Raw genomic sequence first — 18,249 nt, 5'->3', positions numbered from 1 at the left:
GAGCCACCGGGGATCGACCGGTGGCGAACAGTCCATCCGAGGAGTCGTAGCACCCGTGGCACCGTCCAAACGTGAGATCCCGCCTGTGCGGTTGTTGAGCGTCTTCCTGTTGTTGATGGTCATCGTCTACGCACTGGTGTTCTTCACCGGCGGAGGCAAGCCCGAACCGAAACTGGGCATCGACCTGCAGGGCGGTACCCGGGTCACGCTCACCGCGCGCACCCCCGACGGCAGCGCGCCGCAGAAGGATCAGCTCGACAAGGCCAAGCAGATCATCGAGCAGCGCGTGAACGGCCTCGGCGTCGGCGGATCCGAGGTGATCACCGACGGCAACAACCTGGTCATCACCGTTCCGGGCACCGACGGCCGTCAGGCCCGCACGCTGGGACAGACCGCGCGCCTCTACGTCCGACCCGTCGTCGGCCAGCCCCAGCCGGCCACACCGCAGCAGCCGGCCGCGACACCCCCGGGCCAGACCGCGGCGCAGGCGATCGCAGCCGCCAAGGCCCTGCGCCAAGCCCCCGCCGGCGACGCCGCGGTGAATCAGGCGTCCGAGGCGAAGCTGGCCGCTCAGCTCCCCAAGACCGACTGCAACACACGGAACACCGATCCGCTGCAGGGCAACGACGACCCCAGTGAGTACCTCGTCGCCTGCTCGCAGGACGGGACCCAGGTCTATCTGCTCGGCCCGCAGATCATCGACGGCCGCGACATCGCCGACGCCACCGCGACCACCAGCTCGCAGGGCGGTGCGTGGATCGTGCAGGTCGAGTTCCGCAACGCCGCGCGTGATTTCTGGCCCAAGTACACCGGGGCCAACATCGGCAAGCAGACGGCGTTCACCCTCGACTCGCGCGTGGTGAGTGCACCGCAGATCCAGGGCGCCATCACCACCCCGACCACCGAGATCAGCGGTAGCTTCTCGCAGTCCGGCGCTAAGGACCTGGCCAACGTCCTCAAGTACGGCTCGCTGCCGTTGTCGTTCAAATCGTCTGATGCGCAGACGGTCTCGGCCACACTCGGTCTGTCGTCGCTGCGCGCGGGGTTGATCGCCGGCGCGATCGGTCTCGTCGCGGTGCTGCTCTACGCCCTGCTCTACTACCGCATGCTCGGATTCCTGACGATGCTGTCGCTGATCGTCGCCGGGATCATGGTCTACGGCATCATGGTCCTGCTCGGCCGCTACATCGGCTTCACGCTCGACCTGTCGGGTATCGCAGGCCTCATCATCGGTATCGGCATGACCGCCGACTCGTTCGTCGTCTACTTCGAACGAATAAAGGACGAGATGCGCGAGGGCCGGAGTTTCCGGTCCGCGGTTCCCCGCGGCTGGGCCCGTGCCCGCCGCACCGTCTGGTCGGGCAACGCCGTCAGCTTCATCGCCGCGGCCGCCATCTACTTCCTGGCCATCGGTGAGGTGCGCGGGTTCGCGTTCACCCTCGGCCTGACGACCATCCTCGACCTCGTCGTGGTCTTCCTCGTGACGCACCCGCTGGTCGCGCTGGCCAGCCGGTCGTCGTTCCTGTCCAAACCGTCGGTCAACGGTCTCGGGGGTGTCTCCGAGGTCGCGAAGGAACGCCGCCTGGCCGCCGCGCGCTCGGGTGCCGGTGCCGTCGCGTCGCAGAAGGAGAGCGTCTGATGAGCGACGACACCACCACGTTCGACAGCCCGGCCGACGACCGTGCCAGCGAGGCCCGCAACAACGAGATCGCCAAGCGCCACTCGCTGCTGAGTCGCCTCTACACCGGCACCGGGGCGTTCGAGATCGTCGGCAAGCGCAAGACGTGGTACATCGTCAGCGCCGTGATCATGCTGATCTGCGTGCTGAGCATCGTCTTCCGCGGATTCACCCTCGGCATCGACTTCGAGGGCGGCACCCAGATCTCGTTCGCCTCGACCCCGCAGACCTCCACCTCGGCGGTCGAGACGGCGTTCTCCGACGCCATGGGCACCGAGCCGCAGACGGTGCAGACCGCGGGCTCGGGATCGAGTGCGACGGTGCAGATCCGCACCTCCACGCTGTCGCAGGCCGACACCGAGAAGATCACCGCCGCGCTCGTCGAACGGTTCGGGCCCCAGCTGACCGCGGACGACATCAACTCCTCCGACGTCAGCTCCACCTGGGGCGGGGAGATCACGGAGAAGGCGCTGATCGCGCTCGCGGTGTTCCTCGTCATCGTCCTGATCTACATCGCGGTCCGCTTCGACCGGGAGATGTCGGCCGCGGCGATGGCCTCGCTGATCTTCGACATCGTCTGCACCGCCGGCGTCTACTCGCTGGTGGGCTTCGAGGTCACCCCCGCGACGGTCATCGGTCTGCTCACCATCCTGGGCTTCTCGCTCTACGACACGGTGGTGGTGTTCGACAAGGTCGAGGAGAACGTCCGGGCGGTGCTCAAGACCACCCGCCGGACCTACGCCGAACAGGCGAACCTCGCCGTCAACCAGACACTGATGCGGTCGATCAACACCACCGTCATCTCCGTGCTGCCGATCATCTCGCTGATGATCGTCGCGGTGTGGCTGTTGGGCGTGGGCACCCTCAAGGACCTCGGCCTCATCCAGCTCGTCGGTGTCGTGGTCGGTGCCTACTCGTCGATCTTCTTCGCCACACCGCTTCTGGTGACCCTCAAGGAGCGTCGCGGTGAGATCAAGAAGCACACCGAGAAGGTGCTGGCACGGCGCGTCCGCATCGACGCCGGTCTGACCGAGCCGGAGCTGGCCACCGCGTCGGCGTCGACCCGGTCGTCGGCCGCGGGCTCCGACGAGCGCCCGTCGGGCAAACGTCGCCGAACCCGATGACCGGCACACGATGACAGAGACGATCGAACGGGCCCGGACGGCGATCGCCGACCACACGCGGCTGGTACCCGACTTCCCCTCGCCGGGAATCCAGTTCAAGGATCTGACGCCCGTGCTCGCCGACCCCGCCGGCCTCGCGTCGGTGACCGCCGCGCTGGCGTCGGTGTCCGGTGACGTCGACCTCGTCGCCGGAATCGACGCCCGCGGCTTCCTGCTCGGCGGTGCGATCGCGTTGCACAGCGGTCTCGGTGTCGTGGCCGTCCGCAAGGCGGGCAAGCTTCCGCCGCCGGTCCACTCGGCCACCTACGACCTCGAGTACGGCTCGGCCTCCCTTGAGATCCCGGCCGACGGCCTCGATCTGCGGGGTCGACGGGTCTTCGTCGTCGACGACGTGCTCGCCACCGGCGGCACCCTGAACGCGGCCATCGGATTGCTGCTCGACGCCGGCGCGGTCGTCGCGTCGGCGGCGGTGGTCATGGAGATCGACGGGCTGCCCGGCCGCGCCGCGGTGGCCGCAGCGCACCCGGATCTGACGCTGACCGCGCTGACCACCGGCTGAGGACTACCATCGCCACCAGCGCCGCGACCACCGGACGTCGGTGTCCCGTCGGCGAGTCGAGGAGGTGCGTGTGACCGATCAGCCCGACGTGCGCGAGACCGACGGGGCGTCGCTCGACGTCGCCCCCGACACCGACACCCATGCGGTGAGCACCTCCGCCCCGGTCGGGTCGTCGACCTCACGCCGGGTGCGTGCCCGTCTCGCGCGCCGGATGACCGCCACCCGCAACCCGATTCGCCCGGTCCTCGAGCCGCTCGTCGCCCTGCACCGGGACCTGTACCCCAAGGCCGACGTCGCCGTGCTGCAGCGGGCTTACGACATCGCCGATCAGTACCACGACGGGCAGTTCCGCAAATCCGGTGACCCGTACATCACCCACCCGCTGGCGGTGGCGACCATCCTCGCCGACCTCGGCATGGACACCACCACACTGGTCGCGGCCCTGCTCCACGACACCGTCGAGGACACCGGCTACAGCCTCGAGGCACTGGGTGCGGAGTTCGGCGACGAGGTCGCCCACCTCGTCGACGGCGTCACCAAGCTCGACAAGGTGGCCCTCGGCAACGCCGCGGAGGCGGAGACCATCCGCAAGATGATCATCGCCATGGCGCGCGACCCGCGCGTGTTGGTCATCAAGGTCGCCGACCGCCTGCACAACATGCGCACCATGCGCTTCCTCCCGCCGGAGAAGCAGGCCCGCAAGGCCCGCGAGACCCTCGAGGTCATCGCGCCGCTGGCGCACCGGCTCGGCATGGCGACGGTCAAGTGGGAGCTCGAGGACCTCTCGTTCGCGATCCTGCACCCCAAGCGCTACGAGGAGATCGTCCGCCTGGTCGCCGACCGTGCCCCCTCGCGCGACACCTACCTCGCGAAGGTACGCACCGAGATCACCAAGGCGCTCACCGGATCCCGCATCGACGCCACCGTCGAGGGACGCCCGAAGCACTACTGGTCGATTTATCAGAAGATGATCGTCAAGGGCAAGGAGTTCGACGACATCCACGACCTGGTCGGCATGCGGATCCTGTGCGAGCAGATCCGCGACTGTTACGCCGCGGTGGGTGTCGTGCACTCGCTGTGGCAGCCGATGGCGGGCCGGTTCAAGGACTACATCGCCCAACCGCGCTACGGCGTCTACCAGTCGCTGCACACCACCGTGATCGGCCCCGAGGGCAAGCCGCTGGAGGTGCAGATCCGCACCCGCGACATGCACCGCACCGCCGAGTTCGGCATCGCCGCGCACTGGCGTTACAAGGAGACCCGCGGTCGCAACGGCGCCAAACACGTCGACGACGCCAACGAGATCGACGAGATGGCCTGGATGCGACAGCTTCTCGACTGGCAGCGGGAGGCGGCCGATCCCGGCGAGTTCCTGGAGTCGTTGCGCTACGACCTCGCGGTCAAGGAGATCTTCGCCTTCACGCCCAAGGGCGACGTCATCACGCTGCCCGCGGGGTCGACACCGGTCGACTTCGCCTACGCGGTGCACACCGAGGTCGGGCACCGCTGTATCGGCGCCCGGGTGAACGGTCGTCTGGTGGCACTCGAACGTACGCTGGAGAACGGCGAGGTGGTCGAGGTGTTCACCTCGAAGGCGCCGAACGCCGGTCCCTCGCGCGACTGGCAGGGGTTCGTGGTCTCGCCGCGTGCGAAGACCAAGATCCGGCAGTGGTTCGCCAAGGAGCGCCGTGAGGAAGCGCTCGAGGCGGGCAAGGACGCCATCACCAAGGAGGTCCGTCGCGGCGGACTCCCGTTGCAACGCCTGATGAGTGCGGAGTCGGTCGGCTCCATCGCGACCGAGCTGCGCTACGCCGACGTCTCCGCGCTCTACACCGCCATCGGCGAGGGCCACGTGTCCGCCCGCCACGTCGTCGGTCGACTCGTCGCCGCACTCGGCGGTCTCGACGACGCCGAGGAGGAGTTGGCCGAACGGTCGACGCCGTCGACGATGCCGACGCGGACGCGCCAGACCGGTGACGCCGGGGTCCTCGTCCCCGGTGCCGAGGGTGTCGTCGCGAAGCTGGCCAAGTGCTGTACGCCGGTGCCCGGCGACGAGATCCTCGGGTTCGTGACCCGCGGCGGCGGCATCAGCGTGCACCGCACCGACTGCACCAATGCCGATGCGCTGCAACAACAGTCCGAGCGGATCATCGACGTCACCTGGGCGCCGTCGCCGTCGTCGGTGTTCCTCGTCGCCATCCAGGTCGAGGCGCTCGACCGTTCCCGCCTGCTGTCGGACGTGACGCGGGTGCTCGCCGACGAGCGGGTCAACATCCTCTCGGCGTCGGTGACGACGAGCCGCGACCGGGTCGCCATCTCCAAGTTCACCTTCGAGATGGGCGACCCGAAACACCTGGGCCACGTGCTCAACGTGGTGCGCAACGTGGAGGGTGTTTACGACGTCTACCGCGTGACGTCGGCGTCCTAGACGCCGAAATGGCAGCCGCCGGAACGGTGGACGCCGACCTCGGTCAGCTGACGGTGGCCTTCTCGATCTCGACGGCCAGCTTCGGCTTGCCGTCGCCCGGTGTCGGTGCGTAGGTGACCGCCATGGTGTTGGGATCCTGCGTCGGCCGGATGCCCGGTGTCAGGCCGCCCTTGTAGACCTTGTCGAGCACCGCCAGGCCGGGCTCCTCGACCTTGCCGATGACGCTGTAGTTCGCCGGCAGCTCACTGTCGTTGATGACCAGGAACATCTGCGCCGAACCGGTGTTCGCGCCCGACGCCTGACCGCCCTGACCGGGGGAGTAGCTGTTGGCGATCGCGACCGTGCCGCGGGGGTAGACCACCGACGCCGGCACACCCAGCGACGCCATCTGCGGGTCCTGCGGGATCGTCTTCAGATCGGTCGGGAACTCGTCGGGGCTGGTCCAGCCGGGAGCGCCGGCACCGGTCGCGGTCGGGTCGCCGCACTGCAGGACCGCGATCTTGCCCGTCCCGCCCTCGGTCATCCGGTGGCATTCGGTGTTGTCGTAGTACTTCTGGTCGATCAGCGACGCCACCGCGGCCACGTTGCACGGCGCCGACGACCGGTCGAGCTCGATCGGGATCGTCCCCTGGCTGGTGGTCAGCGTGGCGGTGAGTTCACCCTTCTTCAACTGACGGTCGGCCGGGATCGTCGCGGTGCGCTGCTTGGACTTGCCGGCGGTGAAGTCGGCGACGAACTGCTTGGCCCGTGCCAACTGCTCACCACTGAGGTTCGGCGGGATCTGCGGCGGCTGGGAGAACGGGTTCGCGTCCGCGGGGGTCGGGGTGTAGGCGCACGCGGTGTAGCGGGCCTTCTCGCGGTCGTCGAGCACCTTGTTGGTCACCAGCGTGCCGACGGTGGCGATGACGGCCACCGCGACGACCACGGACGTGGTGACGACGATGATCTTGCGACGACGTGCAGCGGCCTGTTGGGTCCCGAGCCGGTGCTCGAGCTTGCGCTTGGCCTCGGCCCGACGCTGCTCGTTGGTCATCTGCTCACCGCCGACCTCGGGTTCGTCCGACGTGTTGTCCGAAGAGTTGTCTTTGCCGGTTGGGTCGCTGGGCACAGCCGCGATACCTCCATCGATGACCACTGGGACGCCGCGGGCGTCGTCGACGCCCGGCTCGTGAGGGGGTGACGCCAGCCACCCCTGCCGCTGCGAGTCTGCCAGCCGACCCTGTGAAGACCTCTCAGGGGTGGCCACCGACGGCGGGCGTGTCCCACGGCTGCGGCGGGAAACGACCGTTCACAGCCGCCTTTGCGATGATGTACCCATCGACCGAAGGAGCAGACGTTGTTGATCACCGGTTTCGCCGCGGGGATGTTCGCGACCAACTGTTACGTGGTCGCGGACCGTCCCGGTTCCGAGGCCGTCATCATCGACCCGGGGCAGGACTCGGCCGCGGGCGTGCGCGCACTGCTCACCGAGCACTCGCTGACACCGGTCGCGGTGCTGCTCACACACGGTCACCTCGACCACACGTGGGACGCCGCGGTGCTGTGCGACGAGTACTCGATCCCGGCCTACATCCACCCCGCCGACCGGCACATGCTGGCTGATCCGGCGTCGGGCATCGGTCCGGCGTTGGCGTCGGTCATCGGCGGCATCGTGTTCCGCGAACCGGAGAAGGTGATCGAGTTCGTCGACGGGGAGCCGGTCGACCTGGCGGGGATCGGTTTCGACGTCGACCTCGCGCCCGGCCACACCCGGGGATCGGTGCTGCTGTCGACGCTCGCCGACACCGGCGACGGCACGTTACCGGTCTGCTTCTCCGGCGACGTACTGTTTGCGGGGTCGATCGGGCGTACCGATCTGCCCGGGGGCGATCACGAGCAGCTGCTCCGCAGCATCGCCACCACGCTGTTGACCCGCAGCGACGAGACCCAGGTGCTGCCCGGACACGGGCCGCAGACCAGTGTCGGTCGCGAGCGGGCGGTCAACCCGTTCCTCGCCGGCCTGCCCGGCGTCGACGACAGCGCCGAGAACGGACCGAGGAAAGGACGACACGGACTGTGAGCTCTGTGTTCCAGGCGCCGCGTGGCATCCCCGACTATCTGCCCCCGAACTCGAGCCGGTTCCTCGCCGTCCGCGACGAGCTGACCCGGGCGGCGCGGCTGGCCGGGTACTCCCACATCGAGCTGCCGGTGTTCGAGGACACCGCGCTGTTCGCCCGCGGTGTCGGGGAGTCCACCGACGTGGTGTCGAAGGAGATGTACACCTTCGCCGACCGCGGGGACCGCTCGGTGACGCTGCGTCCCGAGGGCACCGCCGGGGTGATGCGGGCGGTGCTGCAGCACGGGCTCGACCGCGGGCAACTGCCGATCAAGCTCAGTTATCACGGCCCCTTCTTCCGGTACGAGAAGCCGCAGACCGGGCGCTACCGGCAGCTGCAGCAGGTCGGTGTCGAGGCCATCGGCGTCGACGACCCCGCCCTCGACGCCGAGGTGATCGCCATCGCCGACGAGGGTTTCCGCCGCTGCGGACTGCGCGGCTACCGACTCGAGATCACCACCCTCGGCGACGACACCTGCCGGCCGGCCTATCGGGAGGCGTTGCAGCAGTTCCTCTTCGGGCTCGACCTCGACGAGGAGACGCGTCGGCGCGCGGAGATCAACCCGCTGCGCGTGCTCGACGACAAGCGCCCCGAGATCAAGGCGGCCACCGCCGATGCGCCGCTGATGATCGACTTCCTCTCCGACTCGGTCCGCGACAACTTCACCGCCGTGCGAGGCCACCTCGACCGGCTCGGCGTCGCCTACGAGGTCAACCCGCGGCTGGTGCGCGGACTCGACTACTACACGAAGACGACGTTCGAGTTCGTCCACGACGGGCTCGGCGCACAGTCGGGTATCGGTGGCGGTGGACGCTACGACGGGTTGATGAGTCAGCTCGGTGGCAGGCAGGAACTCTCCGGTATCGGGTTCGGGCTGGGGGTCGACCGCACGGTCCTCGCCCTCGACGCCGAGGCCGTCCCGGACACGACCTCGGCACGGTGTCGCGTCTACGGCGTCCCGATGGGGGAGGCCGCGCTCGACCGGCTCGTCGTGATCGCCGGCGAACTGCGGGCCCGAGGCGTCAGCATCGACATCGCCTACGGCGGACGGGCACTCAAGGGCGCCATGAAGGGCGCCGACCGTTCGGGCGCCCGGCTCGCGCTGGTGCTCGGCGACCGTGAGTTGGAGTCCGGTCAGATCGAGATCAAGGATCTGGCCGACGGCTCGCAGCGCACCGTGGGTCTCGACAGCGTCGTCGACGACGTCGTCGCGACCGTGCTCTGACCGTCGGTCAGGCGGTCGTCCCCGCGACACCACCCGGCAGCACGTCGAGGCTGACACCGCCCAGTCGCAATGCGCGCGAGTGGAACTCGCGCAGAGTCCGGTCGGGGTCGGCCCGGAGGTAGTCGTCGCGGGTGCGTTCCCACACCCGCTGTCCGAGGGCGTACGACGGGGCCTGACCCGGCCAGCCGAGATAGCGGTTGAGTTCGAAACGCAACACGTTGCGGTCCATCGCGACGGCGTCGCACAGGAACCGCCACGCCTTGTCGGCGTCCCAGATCCCTCCGCCGACCTCCTCGGGGGCCCGAAGGCCGCAGTGCACGCCGATGTCGACCACCACACGGGCGGCGCGCAGACGCTGCGAGTCGAGCATGCCCATGCGGTCGCCGACGTCGGTCAACCATCCCAGTTCGTCCATGAGCCGTTCGGCGTAGAGCGCCCACCCCTCGCCGTGGCCCGAGGTGAACGAGGCGAGCTTGCGCCATCGGTTCAGTTCCGGGCTGATCATGGCCTGGCCGAGCTGCAGGTGGTGTCCGGGGACGCCCTCGTGGAAGACCGTCGTCGTCTCCTGCCAGGTGTGGAACACCGTCTGCTCCGGCGGCACCGACCACCACATGCGACCCGGACGGGTCAGGTCCTCGCTCGGCATCGTGTAGTAGATGATCCCGACCGCCGACGGGGCGAGGCGGCACTCGAGCGCGGTGAGACCGTCGGGGATGTCGAAGTGGGTTCCCGCGAGATCGCGGGTGGCGCGATCGGACAGCTCCTGCATCCACGCGACGAAGGCGTCGCGGTCGGTCATCTGGTAGCGCGGGTCGTCGTCGAGGGCGGCCAGGGCGCCAGCGACGCCGGCCCCCGGCGCGATCTGCTCGGCCAGCGTCTCCTGTTCGGCGACGATCGACTGCAGGTGATCGAGACCCCAGGCGTAGGCCTCGTCGGGGTCGATGTCGGTACCCACGAACTCCGCCGAGTGCAGCCGATACCGGTCGCGGCCCACGCCGTCGCGTTCCGCGGCGTGGGGGAGCACCTCGGTGGTCAGCACCTCGCGCAGTCGGTCGAAGGCGTCGGCCACCGCCGTGCGCGCCCGGTCGAAGTCGTCGGCGAAACCCGGTGCGCCGTCGAGCGCGGTCGACACGTTGGTCCAGATCGCGTCGACCGCCTCGCCGGACTGCGTGGCCACCAGTTCGACCTGACGCCGCGCGGGCGGCTCACCCCGGTCGACGCGATGGCGTAGACCGGCGACGATCGAGTCGACGCAGTCCGGGATGGCGCGCACGCGTGCCAGCAGCACCGACCGGTCGTCGTCGGTGTCGGTGCCCATGAGGTCGAACACGTCGCGGACGGCCTGCAACGGTGACTCGATGACGTTGACCTCGCCCACGCGGAGCCCGGCGTCGTCGACGGCCAGGCCGCGGCCGAGTTGATCGGTCATCGTCGCCACGGTCACCCGGTCGACGTCATCGACCGGGGTCGCCGCGGCGAGTGCACGCAGGGCCTCGCGCGCCAGATCCGACCGGCCGGCGATCGCTTCGGGGGAGTAGTCGGTCAGCGCATGGTCGTTGCCGCGCACGCCGGTCAGTGTGGAGAACACCGGGTCGGCCGCACACGATCGGGCGAGGAAGTCGTCGGCGATGGCGTCGATCGCGGTGGGGGTGCGGACTGTCTCGGGACCGGTCATGACCCCATGCAATCAGACCCCCGGCACTTGGGCACCTGATGGCGTGGTCACGTGCCCGAGTGGCGTGGTCAGGCGCCGGGTGGCGGCTAGAGGCGGTTGGTGGAGAAGGTGTCGCAGCCGGCGGGATCGCCGGAGCGGTACCCGGTGGTGAACCACCGCACCCGCTGTTCGGCGGAACCGTGTGTCCACCCCTCGGTGTCGTTCTTGCCCGAGAGGGTGTCGTCGCCGATCGCCTTCGCCGTGGTGATGACGTCGCCGATCTGCTCACTCGTCAGCGGTTCGAGCATCGCGTCGGGGCCCTTGTCGGCGTGTTCGGCCCACACGCCCGCGTAGCAGTCGGCCTGCAGCTCGAGGCGCACCGAACCCGATTTCGCGCCGCGGGATCCGAGGCGCTGGGCCTGGTCCATGGTGCCGAGCAGGTTCTGCACGTGGTGCCCGAACTCGTGGGCGACCACGTACTCCTGGGCGAGCGGGGCGTTGCTGCCGCCGAGTTGATCGGACAGCGTCGTGAAGAAGGTCGGGTCGAAGTACGCGGTCTTGTCCCCGGGGCAGTAGAACGGCCCCACCGCCGAGGTGGCCGAACCGCAGCCGCCGGTGGTGATCGCGTCGGCGAAGATCACCGTCTTCGGTTTCGTGTACCCGTCGACGAGGGTCGGCCACACTTTGTCGAGGCTGTTGGTGGTCGCGACGATCCGGCAGATGGTGTCGGTGTTGGCCTTGGCGATGGTGCAGCTGTCGATCTGGCTCTGGATGGCCGTGTTCGTCCCCGAGGACCCGGAGGCGACACTCGACGTCGAACCGCCGTCACCGCCGAGGATGTCGCCGGGATTCACGCCGAACAGCACCGCCACGATCGCGACGATCAGGCCGGCCCCGCCACCGAGCGCGATGCGGCCGCGTCCGCCGCCACCGCCGCCCGAGACCCCGCTGGTGTCGAGTGGACCGTCGCCCTGGAACGTCATCGCTCTCCTGTCGCCTGCGCACGACCGCGAAACGCATTCGTGTTCGGAGGATGATCCTACGTAGGATCACCTCCGTCGAGCCCACCTCGACGCCACCTTTTCCATGAGAGGAAGCCCGTGCTGCGCACCCATTTCGCCGGATCTCTGCGAGCCGACAACGATGGCGAGACCGTCACCGTCGTCGGATGGGTGGCGCGCCGTCGTGATCACGGCGGGGTGATCTTCATCGATCTGCGCGACAGCTCCGGTCTGGTGCAGGTCGTGTTCCGTGACGAGCAGGTGGCCGACACCGCCCACCGCCTGCGCGCCGAGTACTGCGTGCAGGTCACCGGCGTCGTGGAGAACCGCCCGGAGGGCAGCGAGAACGCCAACCTCGCCTCGGGTGGCATCGAGATCAACGCCTCGGACCTGACCGTGCTCAACGAGTCGGCGGCCCTGCCGTTCCAGCTCGACGAGTCCCCGGGCGAAGAGGCGCGCCTCAAGTACCGCTACCTCGACCTGCGTCGCGAGGGCCCCGCTGCCGCCATCCGACTCCGCTCGAAGGTCAACGCCGCCGCCCGCGCCGTGCTCGGCGCCCGCGACTTCGTCGAGGTCGAGACCCCGACCCTGACCCGTTCGACACCCGAGGGCGCCCGCGACTTCCTCGTGCCCGCGCGACTGCGCCCGGGGTCGTTCTACGCACTGCCGCAGAGCCCGCAGCTGTTCAAGCAGCTGCTGATGGTCGGTGGCCTCGAGCGGTACTACCAGATCGCGCGCTGCTACCGCGACGAGGACTTCCGCGCCGATCGTCAGCCGGAGTTCACCCAGCTCGACGTGGAGATGAGCTTCGTCGACCAGGACGACGTGATCGCCCTCGCCGAGGAGATCCTGGTGTCGCTGTGGGAGCTCATCGGCTACACGGTGCCGACCCCGATCCCGCGGATGACCTACGCCGAGGCGATGCGCCGCTACGGGAGTGACAAGCCGGATCTGCGCTTCGAGCTCGAACTCGTCGAGTGCGCAGAGTTCTTCTCCGACACCCCGTTCCGCGTCTTCCAGGCCGAGTACGTCGGCGCCGTCGTGATGCCCGGTGGGGCGAGCCAGCCCCGCCGCCAGCTCGACGCCTGGCAGGACTGGGCCAAGCAGCGTGGCGCCAAGGGTCTCGCGTACGTGCTCGTCGGCGAGGACGGCACCCTCGGTGGGCCCGTGGCGAAGAACCTGTCCGACGCCGAACGCGACGGTCTCGTCGCCCACGTGGGCGCGAAGCCCGGCGACTGTGTCTTCTTCGCCGCCGGCCCGACGAAGGCCCAGCGCGCATTGCTCGGCGCGGCGCGCGGCGAGATCGCCCGCAAGCTCGACCTCATCGACCCCACTGCCTGGGCCTTCACCTGGATCGTCGACGCCCCCCTGTTCGAACCGACGGCCGACGCGACCGCCACCGGCGACGTCGCGGTGGGTTCGGGTGCCTGGACCGCCGTGCACCACGCCTTCACCTCACCCAAGCCCGAGTCGCTGGAGAACCTCGAGGCCGATCCGGGGTCGGCACTGGCCTACGCCTACGACATCGTCTGCAACGGCAACGAGATCGGTGGCGGCAGCATCCGTATCCATCGCCGCGACGTGCAGGAGCGTGTCTTCGCGCTCATGGGCATCGACCACGAGCAGGCGCAGGAGAAGTTCGGATTCCTGTTGGACGCCTTCGCCTTCGGCGCCCCGCCGCACGGCGGCATCGCCTTCGGGTGGGATCGCATCACCGCGCTGCTGGCCGGTGAGGGGTCGATTCGTGAGGTCATCGCGTTCCCGAAGTCCGGTGGCGGCGTCGACCCGCTGACCGATGCGCCGGCGGCGATCACCCCGGCACAGCGCAAGGAGTCGGGGATCGACGCACCGCCGCCGAAGCCCGCGGCCGCGGCGAGTCCGTCGTCGGCGCAGACACCGCCTCCCGCGGACTCCTGATCGCCGCGCACCGACCGTGCTGCACCTGCGGATCATCGCGCCGGACCACTGTGGTGCCGACGTGGTGTCCCTGCTGCGTGAGGCGGTCGGTGTCACCCACCTCATCGTCCATCCGGGAGCGGCGGTCGAACCGGCCGGCGACCTCGTCGAGGCCGACATCACCCGCGAGGCGGTCAACGACGTCCTCGACGACCTGCTCGCCCTCGGCCTCACGCACGACGGCGCGATCACCATGGAGCCGCTCGACACGGTGATCTCCGACGCCGCGGTGCGCGCGGAGAAGGATGCACCGGGTGACCCGGACGACGCCATCATCTGGGAGGAACTGACCCGCCGGACCCGTGAGGACGCCACCCTGAGCGTCACGTTCATCACGTTCCTGACCCTGGCGTGCCTGCTCGCCGCGGTCGGTGTCATCACCGACTCGCCGGTGACGGTGGTGGGGGCCATGGTCGTCGGGCCCGAGTTCGGCCCGCTCGCCGGCATCGCGGTCGGATTCGTCCGTCGCCGCTTCGATCTCGCCCGCCGCTCGGCCTACGCACTCCTCATCGGGTTCCCGATCGCCATGGTCGTCACCGGGCTGGCCGCCGTCCTCGGCGAGGCGACCGGAACCGTCGACATCACCGACGTGACCACCGCCGACCAGGTCGACTTCATCTATCAGGTCGGCCCGTTCTCGCTCGTGGTGGCGATCCTGGCCGGGGCCGCGGGGATGCTGTCGTTGGTCTCGGCGAAGTCGGCGGCACTCGTCGGCGTGTTCATCTCGGTGACGACCGTCCCCGCCGCGGGCTACGCGGTGGTGGCCGCCACGTTGGGCCAGTGGCGCGTCGCGGCGGAGTCGACGGCACAGCTCGCCGTCAACATGGTCGGCATCGTGGTGGCCGGGGTGTGCGTGCTCGCAGTGCACCGTCTGATGGCCCGTCGGCGGACGGCGACGACCCCCGATCTGTGATGGGATCGACCCCGAGGTCGTCGGTTCGCGACGCACCCGAGGTGACGGACAGGGGTACACGGCGTTGACCATCAAGGTGGCACTGGAACACCGGACGAGCTACTCCTTCGACCGGCCGGTGAAGGTGTACCCGCACGTGGTCCGCCTCCGCCCGGCGCCACATTCGCGCACCCCGATCGAGGCCTACACGCTGGCGATCGAACCCGCCGAGCACTTCGTGAACTGGCAGCAGGACGCGTTCGCCAACTATCAGGCGCGCCTGGTGTTCCCGGAGCCGACGACGTCGCTGAGCATCACCGTCGGACTCGTCGCCGACCTCACCTCCATCAACCCCTTCGACTTCTTCATCGAGGACTGGGCCGAGGACTTCGGGTTCACCTACCCCGACGCGATGCGCACCGACCTCGAGGCCTACCTGCGGCCGGTCACCGACTCCACCCCCGGTCGCCACAGCGCCGGGGACGACCCGGACGACGACAGCCCCACCCTCGCGCAGTGGGTGGCCGATCACCGCCCGACCGGACCGATCCGGATCATCGACTTCCTCGTCGCGATCAACCGCGCCGTGCGCGACGACGTGAACTACACCGTCCGCCTCGAGGCCGGGGTGCAGAGCCCCGAATACACGCTCACCAGCGCCATCGGATCGTGTCGCGACTCGGCGTGGCTGATGGTGGCGATCCTGCGCCGACTCGGACTCGCGGCACGTTTCGTGTCCGGGTATCTCGTCCAGCTGACCTCCGACGTGACGTCGATCGACGGCCCGTCGGGTCCCTCCGCGGATTTCACCGACCTGCACGCGTGGACCGAGGTCTACCTGCCCGGCGCCGGATGGGTCGGCATGGATCCGACGTCGGGGCTGTTCGCCGGTGAGGGCCACATCCCGCTGGCCGCGACACCGTCACCCGGCGGCGCGGCACCCATCACCGGCGCGACGGGTCCGTGCCACGCGACGATGGACTTCTCGAACGTCGTGACCCGTTTCCACGAGGACCCGCGGGTCACGTTGCCCTACACCGACGATCAGTGGCGTCGGGTCGTCGACCTCGGGGCCGTGGTCGACACCCGCATGCGCGAACGCGGTGTCGGCCTCACGATGGGCGGCGAGCCCACGTTCGTGTCCATCGACGACCAGACCGCGCCGGAGTGGACGACCGCCGCCGACGGGCCCGACAAGCGTCGCCTCGCGTCGGTCCTGGCCGGTCGGCTGCGCCCGATCTACGCACCGACCGGACTGGTACAGCGCAGCCAGGGCAAGTGGTACCCGGGTGAACCGTTGCCGCGCTGGCAGATCGGCCTGATGTGGCGCAGCGACGGTGAGGCGCTGTGGCATCGTCCGGAGCTGCTCGCCGATCCGTGGGCCGACGCCGAGAGGGCAGGCGCCTCGATGACGACGTCGGTGACCCGCCCCGACGCGGCCTCGGCGCAGGTCACCGCCGCGTTCATGAACGCGGCCGCCGACGCCCTCGGTGTCACCCGCGAGGCCGTCCGACCGGCGTTCGAGGACCCGCTGTTGCGCCTGGCCGACCTCCTCCGCAGTCCCGGGGGCGATCCCACCGCGGCCGCCGTCGAGCCCGATGCCGACGACGACCCGACGGCAGGATTCCGAGGTCGGGGGCGCGACCTCACCCCGACCGACGACGGCACCGCCGCGCGTCGCGAACTCCTGGCCCGTCTCGACGAACCGGTCACCGTGCCCACCGCGCACGTCCTGCCGGTGAGTCGCACCGACGACGAGACCGCGTGGGAGAGCGCGGCCTGGACGACCCGCCGTGGTCGCCTCGTCCTCACCGCCGGCACCAGCCCGGCGGGACTGCGACTGCCGTTGGACTCGCTGTCGTGGGGTCCCGCACCGGTCACCTTCGAGGCCGATCCGACGGCACCGGCGGCACCGCTGCGCATCACCGCGTCGCCGCTCGCCCCCGCTGCGGGCGTCGCCGACGACGAGGACGAGGACGAGACCGACGAGACCGATCCGGAACCGGACACCGAGGAGACCACCGCAGAGGACGAGACGGTCGAGGGCGACGAGACCACCGAGGACGACGCGGACCGTCCGGTGCCGCGGACCGCTCTCGTCGCCGAGGTCCGCGACGACGTGCTCTACGTCTTCCTCCCGCCCACGCAGCGCCTCGAGGAGTTCGTGGACCTCGTCAGTGTGGTCGAGACCGCCGCGACCACGATCGACCGACCGGTGGTGGTCGAGGGCTACGGCCCACCCGCCGACGGCCGCCTGCAGTCGCTCACCGTCACCCCCGACCCCGGCGTCATCGAGGTCAACATCCAGCCGACGGCGTCGTTCGCCGAGCAGTCGACACTCCTCGAGACGATCTACCGCGAGGCGCGGCACGCCCGTCTCGGCACCGAGTCCTTCGACCTCGACGGCAGCCACGGCGGCACCGGCGGTGGCAACCACATCACGCTGGGCGGGCGGACCGCTACGGAATCGCCGTTGTTGCGCCGCCCCGACCTGCTGGTGTCGATGCTCAGCTACTGGCAGCGCCACCCGTCGCTGTCGTACCTGTTCTCCGGGCGGTTCATCGGCACCACCTCGCAGGCACCGCGCGCCGACGAGGGTCGCGAGAGTGCCCTCTACGAGATGGAGATCGCGTTCGCCGAGATCGACCGGCTGACCGGTGACGACGGAGATGCGAACCCGTGGACGGTCGACCGTGCGCTGCGGCACCTGCTCACCGACATCACCGGCAACACCCACCGGGCCGAGTTCTGTATCGACAAGCTCTACAGCCCCGACTCGGCGCGCGGACGCCTCGGACTGCTCGAACTGCGGGCGTTCGAGATGCCGCCGCACCATCAGATGGCCATGGTGCAGTCGCTGCTGGTACGGAGTCTGGTGGCCTGGTTCTGGGACCACCCGTTCCGCGGGCGACTGGTCCGTCACGGCGCCGATCTCCACGGCAAACACCTCCTGCCGCACTACGTCATCGCCGACATCGCGCAGGTGGCCGAGGATCTGCGTGAGGCGGGCCACGAGTTCGACACCGCATGGCTCGACCCGTTCACCGAGTTCCGGTTCCCGCGGCTGGGCACCGTGCAGATCCGCGATCAGGAGATCGAACTGCGCGGCGCGATCGAACCGTGGAACGTGCTCGCCGAGGAGTCGACCGCCGGCGGCACCGCCCGCTATGTCGACTCGTCCATCGAACGCGTGCAGGTGCGGGTGCAGGGCAGTGACGACGACCGGTTCATCCTCACCTGCAACGGTTTTCCGCTGCCGTTGACGCCGACCGGCCGCCCGGGCGAACGCGTCGCGGGCATCCGGTTCCGGGCCTGGCAGCCCCCGAGCGCCCTGCACCCGACCGTGGGGATCGACTCTCCGCTGGTGTTCGACATGGTCGACACGTTCTCGGGCCGGTCGGTGGGCGGTGCGACCTATCACGTCATCCATCCGGGTGGTCGGGCCTACGAACGACCGCCGGTGAACGCCGTCGAGGCCGAGTCGCGGCGCAACGGCCGGTTCGAGGCGATCGGTCACACCCCGGGGCCGGTCGACACCGCCGCCCTGCGTGAGATGTCCGCCCGCCTGGCCACCGACCTCGGGGTGCCGACGATCCTCGACCTGCGACGGGCGCGTACGGTCCTGCGGTGACCTCG

General features: G+C 69.5%; 12 protein-coding genes. 9 read left to right on the top strand and 3 right to left on the bottom strand.

What is annotated here, in order from left to right; genetic code table 11:
• The first annotated feature begins 34 nt into the window (after positions 1-34).
• The 4 genes from secD to ACQ7HM_RS19205 all read left to right on the top strand — a co-directional run bounded on the left by secD (position 35) and on the right by ACQ7HM_RS19205 (position 5,789).
• A complete protein-coding gene (gene secD, locus ACQ7HM_RS19220; protein WP_434217983.1) occupies positions 35-1,639 on the top strand; it encodes a protein translocase subunit SecD in 1,605 nt (534 codons plus the stop codon).
• The gene (gene secF / locus ACQ7HM_RS19215; protein ID WP_434217840.1) at positions 1,639-2,802 is read left to right on the top strand and encodes a protein translocase subunit SecF; all 1,164 of its coding nucleotides are present in this window, start codon (positions 1,639-1,641) and stop codon (positions 2,800-2,802) included. The genes secD and secF overlap by 1 nt, the downstream gene beginning before the upstream one ends.
• A 10-nt stretch (positions 2,803-2,812) precedes the next feature.
• A complete protein-coding gene (locus ACQ7HM_RS19210) occupies positions 2,813-3,361 on the top strand; it encodes an adenine phosphoribosyltransferase (protein ID WP_434217839.1) in 549 nt (182 codons plus the stop codon).
• A 145-nt stretch (positions 3,362-3,506) separates the two neighbouring features.
• Positions 3,507-5,789, top strand: a complete 2,283-nt coding sequence (locus ACQ7HM_RS19205) for a RelA/SpoT family protein (RefSeq protein WP_434217982.1) — start codon at positions 3,507-3,509, stop codon at positions 5,787-5,789.
• Between the two features lie 43 nt (positions 5,790-5,832).
• On the opposite strand, the gene ACQ7HM_RS19200 is transcribed toward ACQ7HM_RS19205, so the two are convergent.
• The gene (locus tag ACQ7HM_RS19200; RefSeq protein WP_434217838.1) at positions 5,833-6,897 is read right to left on the bottom strand and encodes a peptidylprolyl isomerase; all 1,065 of its coding nucleotides are present in this window, start codon (positions 6,895-6,897) and stop codon (positions 5,833-5,835) included.
• A gap of 228 nt (positions 6,898-7,125) precedes the next feature.
• Between ACQ7HM_RS19200 and ACQ7HM_RS19195 the strand changes: the two genes are divergently transcribed.
• Both ACQ7HM_RS19195 and hisS read left to right on the top strand, forming a co-directional pair.
• Positions 7,126-7,848: an MBL fold metallo-hydrolase gene (locus tag ACQ7HM_RS19195; protein ID WP_434217837.1), complete on the top strand. Its 723-nt coding sequence runs from the start codon at positions 7,126-7,128 to the stop codon at positions 7,846-7,848.
• Positions 7,845-9,110, top strand: coding sequence for a histidine--tRNA ligase (hisS, locus tag ACQ7HM_RS19190; protein ID WP_434217836.1), 1,266 nt, complete (start codon positions 7,845-7,847; stop codon positions 9,108-9,110). Before ACQ7HM_RS19195 ends, hisS begins: the two co-directional genes overlap by 4 nt.
• A 7-nt stretch (positions 9,111-9,117) precedes the next feature.
• On the opposite strand, the gene ACQ7HM_RS19185 is transcribed toward hisS, so the two are convergent.
• Positions 9,118-10,785 carry a DUF885 domain-containing protein gene (locus ACQ7HM_RS19185; protein ID WP_434217835.1) on the bottom strand — a complete coding sequence of 556 codons (1,668 nt, stop codon included), beginning with the start codon at positions 10,783-10,785 and terminating at the stop codon, positions 9,118-9,120.
• 86 nt (positions 10,786-10,871) lie between these two features.
• Positions 10,872-11,747, bottom strand: a complete 876-nt coding sequence (ypfJ, locus tag ACQ7HM_RS19180) for a KPN_02809 family neutral zinc metallopeptidase (RefSeq protein WP_434217834.1) — start codon at positions 11,745-11,747, stop codon at positions 10,872-10,874.
• 117 nt (positions 11,748-11,864) lie between these two features.
• On the opposite strand from ypfJ, the gene aspS reads away from it, so the two are divergent.
• The 3 genes from aspS (at position 11,865) to ACQ7HM_RS19165 (ending at position 18,244) form a co-directional block, all read left to right on the top strand.
• Entirely contained in the window at positions 11,865-13,682 is a 1,818-nt protein-coding gene (gene aspS / locus ACQ7HM_RS19175; protein ID WP_434217833.1) for an aspartate--tRNA ligase, read from the top strand.
• Positions 13,683-13,698: 16 nt separating this feature from the next.
• Positions 13,699-14,634, top strand: coding sequence for a DUF389 domain-containing protein (locus ACQ7HM_RS19170; RefSeq protein ID WP_434217832.1), 936 nt, complete (start codon positions 13,699-13,701; stop codon positions 14,632-14,634).
• 64 nt (positions 14,635-14,698) lie between these two features.
• Entirely contained in the window at positions 14,699-18,244 is a 3,546-nt protein-coding gene (locus ACQ7HM_RS19165; protein WP_434217831.1) for a DUF2126 domain-containing protein, read from the top strand.
• Positions 18,245-18,249 lie beyond the last annotated feature (5 nt).

The sequence above is a fragment of the Williamsia sp. MIQD14 genome, from assembly GCF_051025635.1.
In the GTDB taxonomy this organism is placed as follows: domain Bacteria; phylum Actinomycetota; class Actinomycetes; order Mycobacteriales; family Mycobacteriaceae; genus Williamsia_A.
The sequence above is the reverse complement of the archived record's forward strand: the minus strand, read 5'-3'. Positions and strand labels throughout refer to the sequence as shown.